This is a genomic window from Brachybacterium sp. GCM10030252 (assembly GCF_042666535.1).
Classification (GTDB): Bacteria; Actinomycetota; Actinomycetes; order Actinomycetales; family Dermabacteraceae; genus Brachybacterium.
Genome location: NZ_JBHTDM010000006.1, coordinates 285,570 through 299,741, shown reverse-complemented (window position 1 = coordinate 299,741; position 14,172 = coordinate 285,570). Strand labels below are relative to the sequence as shown.

The window sequence follows — 14,172 nt, the reverse complement described above, 5'->3', positions numbered from 1 at the left end:
CCGCTCCTCTCGTGCCGCACGAGCCCCGTTCGTCCCGGCGCCCCGGGAGCGAGCGACAACGCCCCCTTCGACGGAGCAGCCCGTGGGTGCCGTGGACCTTCGCACTGCCCGGCCTGGTGTTCTACCTGGTGTTCCTGGTCTGGCCAGTCATCTCAGCGATGATGACCAGCTTCACCAACTGGGACGGGCTCTCCCCCCAGCGCAGTTTCGTCGGGCTGGACAACTACACCGCCATGCTCAATGACAAGGTCGTCGGCATCGCCGCTGTGAACAATCTGCTGTGGTGCCTGGTGACCATCGTGCTCCCCATGGCTCTGGGTCTGTTCCTGGCGGTGCTGCTCAATCGCAGCTCCCGCACGTCACCGGTGTTCCGCACGATCTTCTACACCCCCGCCGTGCTGCCCCTGGTGTCGATCGCCAGCATCTGGGCCTGGCTGTACGACCCCAGCGAGGGAGCGATCAACACGGCCCTCTCGGCCGTCGGCCTGGACGCACTGGCCCAGAGCTGGCTCGGCCAGGACTCGACCGCGATCTGGGCAGTCATGGTTCCCGCCGTGTGGGTTCGCACCGGCTTCCCCATGCTGCTCTACCTGGCCGCACTGCAGAGCATCCCGAGCGAGCTCTACGAGGCGGCTCAGGTCGACGGCGCGAACCGGTGGCAGCGCTTCTGGGGAGTCACCTTCCCCAGTCTGAAGGACACCCACTACATCGTGCTGGCGCTGTCGGTGATCGAGTCGTTCAAGGTCTTCGATCTCGTCTACGCCATGACCTACGGCGGCCCTGGGTACGCCACGCAGGTCATGGGCACGTGGATGTACGCGAATGTCTTCCAGTACTTCAACGCCGGCTACGGCACCGCGATCGCCGTGGTGATCACGGTCGTCGCCGTCGGGGTGGGCGTCCCCTATGTCCGATCGCAGGTGAGGAACTGATGAGTACGACTGTGTCCCCGACCCGCCGCACCGTCCCGACCGGGAAGGCCACCCGCAGCGGGCGAGGCCGCCCGACGGGACGCCTCGCGGTCAGCGCCGCCATAGCCGTCGCCGCCCTGTTCTGGATCGCGCCGCTGCTGCTCCTGGTGACCACGTCGCTGCGGCCGCTGGCCGACTTCATCTCGCACGGGCCGCTGTCCTGGCCCTCTGAGTTCACCCTGGTCAACTTCCCCGAGGCGTGGGATGCCGGGCAGTTCGGCACGGCCTATCGCAACAGTCTGATCCTGCTGCTGGTCAAAGTGCCGCTCGGCGTCGTGTTCGCCTCGCTGATCGCGTACTCCCTCGCGAAGCTCGAGTTCCCCTTCCGCAACGCGGTGCTGTTCGTAGTGGTGCTCGGGATGACGGTGCCGATCTACATTGCGATCGTGCCCCTGTTCACGATGCTGCGCTCAGCAGGCATGACTGACAGCATCCTCGGGATCATGGCACCGTACATCGCGTTCGGCATGCCGCTGCAGGTGCTCATCCTGCAGTCCTTCTTCCGGCGGGTCCCGGATGATCTGCTCGAAGCGGCACGTCTGGACGGCGCGGGCGACGCCCGCATCTTCTTCCGCGTCGTGGTCCCGCTGTCCATCCCGGCGATCATCACCGTGGGAATCCTCGACGGCGTGGCGACTTGGAACGAGCTGTTCCTGGCCCTGTCACTGCTGAGTTCCGAGGGCAACCGGACGATCCCTCTGGGCCTGTTGAACTTCCAGGGTCAATTCGCCACCAACTACACAGGGCTGGCCGCGGGCATCCTCATCGCCGTGGTGCCGATCCTGGTGCTGTACATGCTCCTGCAGCGCTTCATCGTCGGCGGCCTCACCGCGGGAGCGACGAAGGGCTGAGACGGAAACGCCGCGGAAAAGGGCTTATTGCTCCGCGCCAGCCTCATCGACCATCCGCGCCACGTGGACGGTGAGGTAGGTGAGCTCGGCGTCGCTGAGCGCCTGGCCGAGGCGCAGCTCCATCACCATGCGTAGGCGCCGCGCCGCCGCGTACGCCTCGGGGAAGGCCTCCCGCACGGCGCCGCCGAGACGGTCGGAGTCGTCGTCCAGCTGTCGCTGCTCGTGCGCACGCACGAAGAAGTAGCGCAGATGCGCGATGAAGCGGGCGGCGTTGACGGAGTCACGATCGATGGGCGCGTGGAGCACCTGATCCAGGACGTCGAACAGCTGGGAGATCATCCCGGTCATCCGGTAGGTCGAGGAGAGGTACCCGCCCGAGAAGCCCGCGGTGACCAGATACAGAGCCACGGGCACGGCCTCGCCGTCGGGAAGTCCGCCGCCGGTGCGCCGGTCGACGAATTCCACGATCCTGCCGGCCACGCGCAGCTCCGCCGGATAGAGGTGGGAGACTTCCGCCCGCAGGGGTACTCCGTCTGCCGAGGCGGCCCGGAGCGCCTGGGTCAGCGCCCCGGGACCGCCGCGCTGAGGCGCTCGACCACCTCGGCGAGGCCCTGCTCTCCGCCCACGTTGCCGGGGAAGACGACGTAGGGCATGCCCATGACTTCCTCGGGCGCTTCCTGTGCGGCCAGCAGGGAGACCTGGCCGGGCCAGAACTGGCCCACCACCTCGGCGAGGCGGATGCCCAGCCCGGAGGCGGCGACCTCGTGGGAGGTGATGCCGCCCTTCGCGACCACCCAGGCGGGTCGAGCCTCGCGCACGCGGCGGACCACCTCGACCACGGCCTCGGAGACGCTGCGGGCGATGGCGAGGGACTCGGCGGGATCATCGGTGCGCACCAGATCGCGGCTGGTATAGAGCACACAGTCCTGCGCCTGCAGGGTCTCTCGCACCCGGGCGGTGACGTCGGCGAGGTGCTGGTCGCGGCGCTCGTCCAGCAGGGAGGGCACGTCCAGCTCGACCTCGACGAGGGTGCCGCGCTGCTGAGCAGCGCGCAGCTGGGTCGTCGTCAGGCCCACATGGGAGCCGACGACGACCAGACCATGGTCGAGGCGCCCCTCGGGGATCGTGATGGAGCTCGGCTCGACCACTCTCGCGCCCGTCTGCCCGGCCAGCGGTCGGACGAAGGAGGGCCCGCACCGCGTGATCACGGTCCTGCCTTCTGCCTCCATCCGGCCCACGGCCTCGGCCACGACCTCCATGTCGGAGTACTCGGTGGCGTTGACGACGACCCAGCGGCGGCCGCGGGCAGCTGCGAGGATCTCGTGCACACGGTCCGCGCCACCGGAGCGGATGTCCTCGAGCCCGATCGAGAGCACGTCGGCCGCCCGCACCGCTCCCCCGGAGCGCTCCTCGAGGAAGTCGCGCAGGCCGGAGTGGGTGTACCCGAAGGTGGCGTCGCGGGCGAAGTCGGTGTCCTCCACAGGCTTCGCCTCGCCGCCGACGACCGCGTAGTGCACGTCGTCCTCGGTGTACCGACCGGCTTCGAGCATCGCCGGCACGAACAGGATCGCGTCGACATCCACGCCGTGGGCAGCGAGCTCATCGGCGATCGCGGCCGGCTCGGCGATCACGTGCCCGCGCAGCGTCGAGTCCGAGCGGGAGACCACGTGCAGACCCTTGCGCGCGACCGGCGACTCCAGCACGCCGGCCAGAACTCGCCGGTTCAGCGCGACCGCCTCCGCCTCGTCGAGCGCCCGGGTGTTGGTCAGCACGAAACAGGCCGAGCCGGGCTGTGCGAGGACGCCGACGGGGATCTCGGGGTCGAGATCGAAGGCGACGTCCACGCCGGCGACGCACTGCGACCCGGTGGGGTCGTCGTCGAGGACCAGCAGTCGACGATCGGTGCTCTCGGACACGAGGACCTCCTCAGGCAGCGTCCGTCAGGCGGCGATCACGAACACCACGCTGGAGAGCGCGAAGGCCACCAGGGAGATGGTCGTGCCGACCACGGACCAGGTCTTGAACGTGGTCACGGTATCGAAGCCGCAGAACCGGCCGATGAGCCAGAAGCCGGAGTCGTTCACGTGCGACCAGCCGATGGAGGCGGCGCCGATCGCGATGATCACGGCGGCCACGCCGACGGAGCCGAAGTCACCGGCCGTGATCGCCGGGGCCATGATCGAGGCACCGGTGGTGGCGGCGACGGTCGCCGATCCCTGCGCCACGCGCATCGCCATGGTGACCATGTACGCGGCGACGATCAGCGGCAGGCCCAGCGTGTCGAGCCCTTCGGCGACCTCCCCGCCGATCCCGGTCTGGGTGAGGATCTCGCCGAACGCACCGCCGGCGCCGGTGATCAGGATGATCGAGCAGACGGGTGCCAGGGCGTCGTCGACCAGATCCTCCAGCAGGCCGCCGATCTGCTCGCCACGGCGGCGCCGCGGGATCACGTACAGCAGCAGCATCGCCAGCAGCGCGGACAGCGCCAGCGCCACCGGGGTCGCCCCGATCAGGCGGGAGAGCTGGAAGCCGAAGTTCCCCTCGCCGACGGTGCCCTGCTCGTTCAGCGTCGAGAAGGCGGTGTTGAAGAAGATCAGCACCAGCGGCAGCAGGAGCACCAGCAGGATCGAGCCGAACGCCGGGCGCTCCTCCTTCGGCACGTCACGGGGGTCACCGAGCAGAGCGGGGACCGGGGTGTTCGGGAACCGCTTGGCGATGGCGCGGGCCACGAGGTAACCGCCGAAGTACCAGGTGGGCAGACCGATCAGCAGGCCCACTAGGACGACCAGGCCGATGTCGGCGCCCATTACGGTGGCCGCGGCCGTCGGCCCCGGGTGCGGAGGCAGCAGGGCGTGCATCATCATGAACGACGCGATCGAGGGCAGCACGTAGAGCATGAACGAGCCGCCCAGGCGACGCGCCACCGTGTAGATCACCGGCAGCATCACGATGAAGCCGGCGTCGAGGAAGATCGGGAACGCGTAGAACAGCGAGGCCACGGCGAGCGCGAGCGGAGCCCGCTTCTCCCCGAAGGTGTCGAGCATCTTGTCGGCCAGCACCTGGGCGCCGCCCGTGATCTCGATCAGTCTGCCCAGCACGGCACCGAAACCGACCAACAGGGCCACTGTGCCGACCGTGGAGCTGAACCCTTCGATCACCACCTCTATGACGTCGCCGACACTGATGCCGGCGGCGAGGCCGGTGGCCACGGCGATGATCAGCAGCGAGAAGAAGGCATGCAGCCTCACCTTGATGATGAGGACGAGCAGGACGGCGATGGCCACGACGGCGATCGCCAGGAGCAGCCACACAGGCCGCTCCGCGAGGACGAGATCTTCCACGGGATTCTCCAGAGAACGGGGCGGTCACCCCATCGGCCCCCTCACGCAGAAGCGCTCGGGACCCGGGCGCGAGCTCGGGCCCCGAGCGCGGTGCTCAGGCCCGGGCGGCGATGCCCGGCCGACGGGAGGAGTCCGCCAGATTCAGGTAAGTGGGATGAAGCGGTCGAGCGGGTGTCAGTCGGCCTTCGGCGTCGGCTGCGGGGCCGGGCCCAGCTCGGTCAGCAGCTGCGACATCTTCGCGTAGGCCTTGTTGCGGTACGCGATGAGCTCCTCGCGGGTCTTCTCGTCGTAGTCGCCGAGCAGGCCCTTGCCGTTCTTGACGCCCTTGCGGTCCTCGGCGACGGAGTCGGTGAGGATCTGCGGCGTGGACAGGCGCTCACCGAAGGCGTCCTCGAAGGTCACGAAGCAGTTGGCGTACACGTCCAGGCCGGCCTGGTCGGCGATCGCGAAGGGCCCGAAGAAGCCGAGCCGGAACCCGAAGGTGGTGCGCACGATCGTGTCGACGTCCTCGGCGGTGGCCACGCCCTCCTCGACGACGGACGTGGCCTCCTTCAGCAGGGCGTACTGGAGGCGGTTGAGCACCATGCCGGGGGTGTCGGCGACCTGGGCGCCCTCGTTGCCGGACTTCGCCAGCAGCTCCTTGACCGCGGCGACCGTCTCGGGGGTGGTCGCCTTGCCGGCCACCAGCTCCACGCCGGGAATGAACGGCGCGGGGTTGGAGAAGTGGACGGTGAGGAACCGCTCGGGGTTCGTCACGGCGCTCTCGAGCTCCTTGACCGGGATGGTCGAGGTGTTGGTGCCGATGATCGCGTCGGGGCGGGCGTGCTCGGAGATCTTCGCGAGCACGTCGCGCTTGACGTCGATGCGCTCGAAGACGGCCTCCTCGATGAAGTCGACGTCGGCGACGGCTTCCTCGATGGTCTTGCCGGCGGTGATGTTCCGGGCGACGAGGTCGGCGCTTCCCGCTGAGTACAGGCCCTGGTCCTCGAAGTCGCGCGCTTCCTTCTGCAGGCGCTCGAGGGAGGCGTTCGCGTTGTCGATGCTGACGTCGGCGATGGTCACGTCGAAGCCGGCGATGGCGAGGACCTGGGCGATACCGCCGCCCATGTAGCCCGCGCCGACGATGGTCACGGTGGAGATGGTCATGAGGGAACTCCTTCGTCCGAGCTGTGCGCCCGTCACGGAGGAGGGCGCCGATGCCGCCACGCCCCAGGGCCCTGGTCCCGCCGAGCCCGAGTACGTGGTGTTGCCTTGAGAATAGCGATCCTATTGGATATTGGCCACCATGGTGGCCGGGCACACAGTACCAGTGTCACTCGGTCGCTCGTCCCGTGCTCGCGCCCGGCTCCCGGACGTCCCGCACGAGGGGCGACGTCCGCCGAGTCTGCACTGCACATGGCCACGAAGCGCACACCCACCGAAGCCACCCCACGTACGGGCTCTATTGACCACGAAAGGGACGCCCGTCGAGTCTGCCCCGCATATGGCAGGGCAGACTCGACTGGCGTCCCCTTCGTGGACACGGGCGGCGGCACCGGTGCTGGCCGGCCCAGCCTGACCGGGCGATGCAGACCGGCCAGGCCTCACAGGCGGCGCCGCCCGTCGAATCCGGCTCAGCGCCGCGCGACGAACCTCTGACGCTGCTCCCCCAGGCCCTCGATGCCCAGCTCGACCACGTCGCCGTCAGCGAGATACGGGAACCGTCCCGACATCGCCACTCCCTGCGGGGTGCCGGTGTTGATGAGGTCTCCGGGCGAGAGCACCATGTACTGGGACAGGTGGTGGACCAGCTGCGCGACGGTGAAGATCATGTCGGCCGTGGTGGAGTCCTGGCGCGGCTCGCCGTTGACACGCGAGAACAGTCGCAGGTTCTGTGGCTCGACCTCGCCGGCCGGCACCAGCGCGGGGCCGACGGGATTGAAGTTCTCGGCGCACTTGCCCTTGGACCACTGCCCGCCGGATTCGGCGATCTGGAAGTCGCGCTCGGAGACGTCATGACTGGTCACGTAGCCGGCGATGACATCCGATGCGGCCTGCTCGTGCGGCAGGTACGAGGCGCGGGCGCCGATGACGACGCCCAGCTCGACCTCCCAGTCGACCTTGGTCGCACGCGGCGGGATGGGCACGTCGTCGTGGGGACCGACGACGGTGTTGGGGTGCTTGAAGAAGACGATCGGCGTCTTCGGGGGCTCCGCGCCGGACTCCGCGGCGTGGGCGGCATAGTTCTGTCCGATGCAGATCACCGCCTCCGGACGGGCGATCGGAGCACCGATGCGTTCGCGCTCCGCCCCTTCCCACACCGGCAGCTCACCGGCCCTGGCCGCGGCGGCCACCTGCTCGATGCCGCCGCCGGCGAGGAACGCGCCGGTGATGTCGCCGGTCAGGTCGTCGAGGCGGTAGGTGGTGCCGTCCTGGACCAGGGCGGGCTTCTCCTGGCCGAGGGGGCCGAGTCGTCGCAGTTGCATGGGGTCTCCTTCAGTGGGTGAACGGCCTGGTGGTGGGGATCTCGGAGTTGAACTCGACCCCGAATCCGGGGGTGTCCGGCACGCGGATCTTCCCGTCGACCGGTACCGGCTCGCCGGTGAGCATGGGCGAGAACATCGGCACGATCTCCTCGGCGGTGGGGTGCATCATGAGGAATTCGCTGAACGGGCTGTTCGTGCGGGTGATGACGAAGTGGTACGAGTACACGGAGGAGCCGTGCGGGACCACCATCGCCCCGTGCGCATCGGCGAGCGCGGAGATCTTCAGCAGTTCGGTGATGCCGCCGCACCAGCCGACGTCGGGCTGGATGATGTCGGCCGCGCCCATCTCGAGCAGCTGGCGGAAGCCCCAGCGGGTGGCTTCGTGCTCGCCCGTGGTGATGAGCATGCCGGGTGGCACGTTCCGGCGCAGTTGCTGGTAGCCCCAGTAGTCGTCGGGGATCAGTGCCTCCTCGAGCCAGCGCAGGCCGTGCTCGTGGGCGCGGTGGGCGAGGCGGGTGGCGTAGTCGACGTCGAGCGACATCCAGCAGTCGTACATGAGCCAGAAGTCGTCCCCGACCTTCTCGCGCATCTCGGCGAGCAGGGCGATGTTCTTCTCCATCCCGTCGGCCCCGTCGGCCGGGCCGTGATGCAGCGGCATCTTGCCGCCGAGGAAGCCGAGCTGCTTCGCGATATCGGGACGGGCCCCGGTCGCATACATCGTCAGCTCCTCGCGCACGGGCCCGCCGAGCAGGGCGTACACGGGTTCCTGGCGGAGGCGTCCCAGCAGGTCGTACAGGGCGAGGTCGATGGCGCTGATGGTGTTCAGCACGATGCCGCGGCGCCCGTAGAACAGGGTGGAGCGGTACATCTGGTCCCAGATCCGCTCGATGTCGGTGACCGCGGCGCCCTCGAGGAATCGGACCAGGTGCTTCTCGACGATCCAGGCGCCGAGGTCGCCACCGGTGGAGACGGCGAAGCCCACGGTGCCGTCGTCGGCCTCGATCTCGACCATCAGCGTGCCCAGCACGTTCAGTCCGAAAGACTGTCGGGAGTCGGCGTAACCGGGGTAGACGGACATCGGGGTCGCGATGTGGTCGTCGATCCAGTGGTCGGCGCCCTGGTCGTGGTAATCGGCGCCGCCGCCGGTGACGGTGTACGCGCGGACGTGGCGGATGCTGCGCTGATGGGTGCTCATGCAGCGTTCCCCTCGTGCTCCTCCTGCTGGGACGGGCCCTCCTGCTCGAAGCTCACCAGGATCTTGCCGGCCGGGCCCTTTCCGGCGGCCAGCCTCGCGAAGGCCTCCTGGGCCTGCTCCGGCGGCACCACGTCGCTGACCAGCGGGGCCACATCGTCGGCGTGCGCACCGATCCAAGCAGTGGCGTCGGCGAAATCCTGCGCGGTGTAGGTGAAGGACCCGTGGATGGTGCGCTCCTCGGTGCTGATGGCGAAGGCCGGCAGCTCCAGTCTGGGCGATCCCATGCCCACCAGGACGACGCGTCCGCCCAGCGACGTCGCAGAGAGGGCGTCGGCCATGGTGGCGCTGATGCCGACGGCGTCCACGGCGAGGTCGGCCGGGCCGCCGAGCGCGTCGGCCACGAGGTCGGCGGTGCTGCCCGCAGAGGGGTCGACGGGCTCTGCGCCGAGCGCCGCGACCAGCTCCCGGCGGGCGGGGTCCATCTCGGAGAGCACGATGCGGTCGACCCCTGCCATCCGCAGGGCGATCACGACGCTCTGCCCGATCGGTCCGCCGCCGATGACCAGCACTTTCTCTCCCGCATCGGGCTGGCCCAGGCGCACCGCGTGGACGGCGACGGCCAGGGGCTCGACGAGCGCACCGAGGTGCAGGGGAAGCTCCGGATCCAGCAGGTGCACGTTGCGTGCGGGCACGACGAGGTAGTCCGCGAAGGACGCCTGGATCTCCTGGGCGACCCCGATGACCTGCTTGCCGGGAGCGTGCTGCTCGCGGCCGCGGTACTGCTCGGCCTGCTCAGGCGGCACCACCAGCGGGTTGAAGGTCGCGGGGGCGCCGACGGGCAGCTCGGCGGGATCGACCCCGTCCCCGAGGGCTGCGACGGTGGCGGCGGATTCGTGGCCCATGACCTGGCCGGGGACGCGGCGGCCGTTCTCGCCGGTGAACCCGTGGAAGTCGGAGCCGCAGATGCCGGTGGCCGCGATCCGCAGCAGCACCTCCCCGGGGCCGGGGTCGGGACGATCCCTCTCGAGGACCTCCAGGTGGTGGTAGTCGGTCAGGACGAGTGCTCGCACGATGCTCCTTCGAGGGGTCGGGTGATGGAAGCGTGGTGGTCCAGGGGTGGGAGGTCGCCTATCCTGCAGCGACGATCACTCGATGAGGAGGAGAGCCCATGACGGCGAACCAGGACGCGGAGTTCCAGGGCTTGAAGGCGCTGGTGACCGGCGGCGGGGCGGGCATCGGCGCGGCGACGATCCGAGCCCTGAGCGCGCGCGGAGCCTCGGTGGCGGCGCTCGATCTCGATCCCTCCGGCGCTCCCGAGGGGGCGCTGCGCATCCAGGTCGACGTCACCGACACCGAGGCGGTGCAGGCCGCCGTCGACCAGGCGGCCCATCATCTCGGCGGCCTGGACATCGTGATCAACAATGCCGGGATCGGGGCGCAGGGCCAGGTCGACGCCCACGACGACGAGGAATGGGCGCGGGTGCTGGATGTGAACGTCACCTCGGTGGCCCGCGTGACCACGGCCGCGCTCCCCCATCTGCGGCGCTCCGAGCACGCCGTGGTGGTCAACACCGCCTCGATCGCCTCCATGCTGGGACTGCCCGAGCGCGTGCTGTACTCCGCCTCCAAGGGCGCGGTGCAGGCGATGACCCTGGCCATGGCGGCGGACTGGGTGCGTGAGGGCATCCGGGTCAATGCCGTCGTCCCCGGCACGGCGAACACCCCGTGGATCGGCCGGCTGCTGGCCAAGGCCGAGGACCCGGTCGCGGAGCGGCAGGCGCTGGATGCGCGCCAGCCCCACGGCCGCATGGTCGAGCCGGAGGAGGTGGCCGAGGCGCACTGCTACCTCGCCTCTCCGCGCAACCGCTCGACCACCGGGGTGCTGCTGCCGATCGACGGGGGGATGACGACGCTGCGTCCGCGCACCTGACGTCGCGCTCACCGCTCGGCCTCGGCGGCCTGCAGCGCGGCGGCCCGCTCGGAGCGTCGGCCCAGCCAACCCATCAGCGGCACCGAGGCGATCGCCGCGACCACGAGCAGGATGAGGACCGCGCTGATGGGGCGGGTGAAGAACTGGGTGAGATCCCAGTTGGTCTTGATCACCGACTGCATGAAGTTCTGCTCGACGATGGGGCCCAGCACGATGCCCAGCACCACTGGGGCCAGCGGGATGCTGCCCTTCTCGAAGAGGTACCCGAGCACTCCGAAGATCACCATCAACCCCACCTCGAGGTAGCCGTTGTTGATGGCGAACGCGCCGCAGATCGAGATAGCCACGATCAGCCCCATCAGCACCGAGCGCGGGATCCGCAGCACCAGGCCGGAGGCCCGGATCAGCAGGAAGCCGAGCGGCAGCAGCAGCAGGTTGGCGAGGATGAAGATCATGTACAGCGCGTAGAGCATGTCCGTCTGGTACAGGAACAGGTCCGGCCCCGGAGTGATGCCCTTGACCAGCAGCACGCCGATCAGGATCGCGGTGATGGTGTCGCCGGGGATGCCGAACGCGAGCGTGGGGACGTAGGCGGAGGCCACGCCGGCGTTGTTCGCGCTGGAGGCACCGGCGATGGACTCCACCCGCCGTTCGTCCGATACCTCGGCCGCGTTCTTCGCGGATCCGCGACGGCTGGTGGCACGAGTGAAGGCGTAGGCGATCCAGGCCGCGATGTCGGCCCCCGCCCCGGGCAGCGCCCCGACGACTCCGCCGATGCCCGAGCCCGCCGCGACGCGCCCCTTGTACCGCCACAGGGCACTGAAGGCCGGACGCACCGTGCCCTGACCGGCGATCTTCGGGATGGGCATCGACTCACCCCGGCGGGCGGTCACGGCACGCAGCACCTCGGAGAGGCCGAACAGGCCGATCATGGCGGCGATGAAGTCGACGCCGCGGTAGAGCTGCTCCTCCCCGAAGGTGAACCTCGGGTAGCCCAGGGTCACGTCGAGCCCGACGGTGGAGACCAGCAGCCCTGCCATCAGGGCGATCGCACCCTTGAGCTGGGAGCCCCGGGAGACGATCACGGCCGCAGTCAGGCCCAGCACGGCCACCCAGAAGTACTCGTAGCTGGTGAAGCGCAGGGCGAACTCCCCGAGCACCGGGGAGACGAAGATCAGCACCAGGGACCCGAACAGACCGCCGATCACCGAGCCGATCAGGGAGACCCCGAGCCCGAGGGCGCCCTTCCCGTGCCGGGTCAGGGCGAAGGCGTCCTCGGTGTAGGCGGCGCTGGAGGGCGTGCCCGGGATTCTCAGCAGGGCACTGGGGACGTCTCCGGCGAAGATCGTCATCGCCGACATGGTGATGATGGCGGCGATGGCCGGCACCGGGTCCAGGAAGAAGGTGAAGGGCACCAGCAGCGCTGCTGCCAGGGTGGCGGTCATGCCGGGCAGGGAGCCGATGACCAGGCCGAAGAGCCCGGCCAGGACGACCACGAGGACCGTGGTGGGGTCGGCGACCAGCTGGAAGGCGCTCTGGAGGTCGTATCCCATCTCAGAACCCCCGGATGATGCCGTCGGGGAGCTGGACCATCAGGCCCTGCTCGAACATGGCCCACAGGGCGAGCGCGGTGACCACGCCGGTCGCCACGGCCACCCACCACTTCGCCCGCAGCGACCACACGATCGCGGTCACCAGCAGCGCCATGGTCAGCGGGAAGCCGAGCGTCTCGACGAGCAGCACGTACCCGACGATGCCGCCCATGAGGATCGCGCCGTTGATCCAGCGCCGCGCCCCGTCGGAGCCGATGTCGGTATCCATCACGGCCACGGTCTCCGGGGGCTCGGCCTCCGGCTCGGTGTCCGGTGAGGGCTGCGGCCCGGTCTCCGGCGCGGCGTCTTCGAGCGCGTCGGCCGCACTGTCCGCACCCGGCCCACCGGCCCCGGTGGGTGCTGTTCCGCCGGTCACCGCAGTCGTCGCGGTCGATGGGCCACCGGCCGCGGCGGAGCGTATCTCGGCGAGCTCGTCGCGATGACGACGCTCGCGGCGTGCGGTGAGCACGCTGGTCAGGATCAGCAGGGCGCCGAAGAGGACCAGCAGGCCGCCGATCATCATCGGAAACAGACCGGGCCCGGGGATCCCCTCGCGGACGTAGGGCATCGCGGCGCCGTAGGGAATCACCGCGGCGCCGACCAGGACGGAGGCGGCGCCGATGATGACGTTCCCACGCATCGCCCCCGCCGTGTCGCTGGGTCGGGCGGTGCTCACTTGGCGAGTCCCGCTTCCTCCATGACCTCGCCCTTGGCGTCATCGTCCTCGCGCATGAGGGTCTGGAACTCCTCGGCGCCCGCGTACTTCACGCCCAGGCCGGTGTCGGTCATGAACTCGTTGAACTCATCGGACTCGGCGATCAGACCGAGGTGGCATTCGAGCTCCTCGACGATCGTGGGGTCGAGCTCCTTGGGTCCGGCGATGCCGCGCCACACGGTCATGGAATAGTCGGAGCCGAGCTGCTCCTGGAGGGTCTCGACGTCCGGGAAAGCGGGGTCGCGCTCCGTGCCCATCACGCCCAGGGCCTTGGCGCGGTCCGAGTCGAGCATGGTCTTGGATTCGCCGAGGGCGTTGGTGGTCATGTCGATCCCGCCGGCCACGAGCTCCTGGAGCGCGGGGGCCGCACCCTCGGAAGGCACGAAGTTCACGGCGTCGACGGGGATGTCGTTGTCGATGAGCATGCCCAGCAGGGCCAGGTGCCAGATGCCTCCCTGCCCGGTGCCCGAGGCGGTCACCTCCCCCGGGTTCTCCTCGATGTAGGTCAGCAGCTCTTCCGCGTTCTCCCACTCGGCGTCGGCGGCGACGGTGATCCCCGCGCCGTCCTCGTTCATCTGGGAGATGGCGGTGAGGTCCTCGCCGCTGATCTCGGTCAGACCCTGGTGGTGCATCATGCCGATCTCCACGGTGACCAGGCCGAGGGTCTGCCCGTCGGGCTCTGCGTCGACCATCGCCTGGTGGCCGACGACGCCGGAGCCGCCGGTGCGGTTGACGACGTTGACGCTCGTCTCCATCTGGCCGGACAGCTGCTCGCCGATGAGGCGGGCCACGCCGTCGGTCCCGCCGCCGGCGGCCCAGGGGACGATCAGTTCGACGGGGCCGCCCGGGTACTCGGCGTTGACGTCGTTGCAGGCCTGGAGAGCATCGCCGTCCACGGAGCCTCCGCCCGAGCCGCCCGAGCAGCCGACGGCGACCAGGGCGATAGCGGCGGCGCCGGCGATCCCGGAGACGAGGCGCCGCGGGACGCGGGGTGCGCCGGCGGGATCGACGCCGGGACGATCGGAACGTGAGGAAAGGTCGGTGCGCGTCATGGCTGACTCCACTTCATCGTGCGGGTCGGGGGTGAGGCCCATCGATGCGGAGCGACCGCC

General features: G+C 69.6%; 13 protein-coding genes. 3 read left to right on the top strand and 10 right to left on the bottom strand.

Features of this window, described 5'->3' with window-relative positions; all coding sequences use genetic code 11:
- The first annotated feature begins 86 nt into the window (after window positions 1-86).
- Window positions 87-932 carry a carbohydrate ABC transporter permease gene (locus ACFQRJ_RS06235; protein WP_377018113.1) on the top strand — a complete coding sequence of 282 codons (846 nt, stop codon included), beginning with the start codon at window positions 87-89 and terminating at the stop codon, window positions 930-932.
- Window positions 932-1,822, top strand: a complete 891-nt coding sequence (locus ACFQRJ_RS06230) for a carbohydrate ABC transporter permease (protein WP_377018112.1) — start codon at window positions 932-934, stop codon at window positions 1,820-1,822. Before ACFQRJ_RS06235 ends, ACFQRJ_RS06230 begins: the two co-directional genes overlap by 1 nt.
- A gap of 24 nt (window positions 1,823-1,846) precedes the next feature.
- Here ACFQRJ_RS06230 and ACFQRJ_RS06225 read toward each other — a convergent pair whose 3' ends face one another.
- The 7 genes from ACFQRJ_RS06225 to ACFQRJ_RS06195 form a co-directional block, all read right to left on the bottom strand.
- Complete coding sequence (locus tag ACFQRJ_RS06225; protein ID WP_377018111.1) at window positions 1,847-2,302, bottom strand: PRD domain-containing protein; 456 nt, start codon at window positions 2,300-2,302, stop codon at window positions 1,847-1,849.
- Between the two features lie 80 nt (window positions 2,303-2,382).
- A complete protein-coding gene (locus ACFQRJ_RS06220) occupies window positions 2,383-3,738 on the bottom strand; it encodes a four-carbon acid sugar kinase family protein (protein ID WP_377018110.1) in 1,356 nt (451 codons plus the stop codon).
- 24 nt (window positions 3,739-3,762) lie between these two features.
- Entirely contained in the window at window positions 3,763-5,163 is a 1,401-nt protein-coding gene (locus ACFQRJ_RS06215; RefSeq protein WP_377018109.1) for a GntP family permease, read from the bottom strand.
- Between the two features lie 174 nt (window positions 5,164-5,337).
- Window positions 5,338-6,309 carry a 3-hydroxyacyl-CoA dehydrogenase family protein gene (locus tag ACFQRJ_RS06210; protein WP_377018108.1) on the bottom strand — a complete coding sequence of 324 codons (972 nt, stop codon included), beginning with the start codon at window positions 6,307-6,309 and terminating at the stop codon, window positions 5,338-5,340.
- A gap of 467 nt (window positions 6,310-6,776) precedes the next feature.
- Window positions 6,777-7,628 (bottom strand): fumarylacetoacetate hydrolase family protein, encoded by an 852-nt coding sequence (locus tag ACFQRJ_RS06205; protein WP_377018107.1) that lies wholly within the window; start codon window positions 7,626-7,628, stop codon window positions 6,777-6,779.
- A gap of 10 nt (window positions 7,629-7,638) precedes the next feature.
- On the bottom strand, window positions 7,639-8,823 hold the full coding sequence (gene rhmD / locus ACFQRJ_RS06200) for an L-rhamnonate dehydratase (RefSeq protein ID WP_377018106.1): 1,185 nt from the start codon (window positions 8,821-8,823) through the stop codon (window positions 7,639-7,641).
- Window positions 8,820-9,893: a zinc-binding dehydrogenase gene (locus tag ACFQRJ_RS06195; protein ID WP_377018105.1), complete on the bottom strand. Its 1,074-nt coding sequence runs from the start codon at window positions 9,891-9,893 to the stop codon at window positions 8,820-8,822. The genes rhmD and ACFQRJ_RS06195 overlap by 4 nt, the downstream gene beginning before the upstream one ends.
- A 98-nt stretch (window positions 9,894-9,991) precedes the next feature.
- Between ACFQRJ_RS06195 and ACFQRJ_RS06190 the strand changes: the two genes are divergently transcribed.
- Window positions 9,992-10,753: an SDR family NAD(P)-dependent oxidoreductase gene (locus ACFQRJ_RS06190; protein ID WP_377018103.1), complete on the top strand. Its 762-nt coding sequence runs from the start codon at window positions 9,992-9,994 to the stop codon at window positions 10,751-10,753.
- An 8-nt stretch (window positions 10,754-10,761) separates the two neighbouring features.
- Here the strand turns inward: ACFQRJ_RS06190 and ACFQRJ_RS06185 are convergent, their stop codons facing one another.
- The 3 genes from ACFQRJ_RS06185 to ACFQRJ_RS06175 are packed head-to-tail and all read right to left on the bottom strand — an operon-like array spanning window position 10,762 to window position 14,112.
- Entirely contained in the window at window positions 10,762-12,306 is a 1,545-nt protein-coding gene (locus ACFQRJ_RS06185; RefSeq protein ID WP_377018102.1) for a tripartite tricarboxylate transporter permease, read from the bottom strand.
- Between the two features lies 1 nt (window position 12,307).
- The gene (locus ACFQRJ_RS06180; protein WP_377018101.1) at window positions 12,308-13,021 is read right to left on the bottom strand and encodes a tripartite tricarboxylate transporter TctB family protein; all 714 of its coding nucleotides are present in this window, start codon (window positions 13,019-13,021) and stop codon (window positions 12,308-12,310) included.
- Window positions 13,018-14,112, bottom strand: a complete 1,095-nt coding sequence (locus ACFQRJ_RS06175) for a tripartite tricarboxylate transporter substrate binding protein (protein WP_377018100.1) — start codon at window positions 14,110-14,112, stop codon at window positions 13,018-13,020. Before ACFQRJ_RS06175 ends, ACFQRJ_RS06180 begins: the two co-directional genes overlap by 4 nt.
- Window positions 14,113-14,172: the final 60 nt, after the last annotated feature.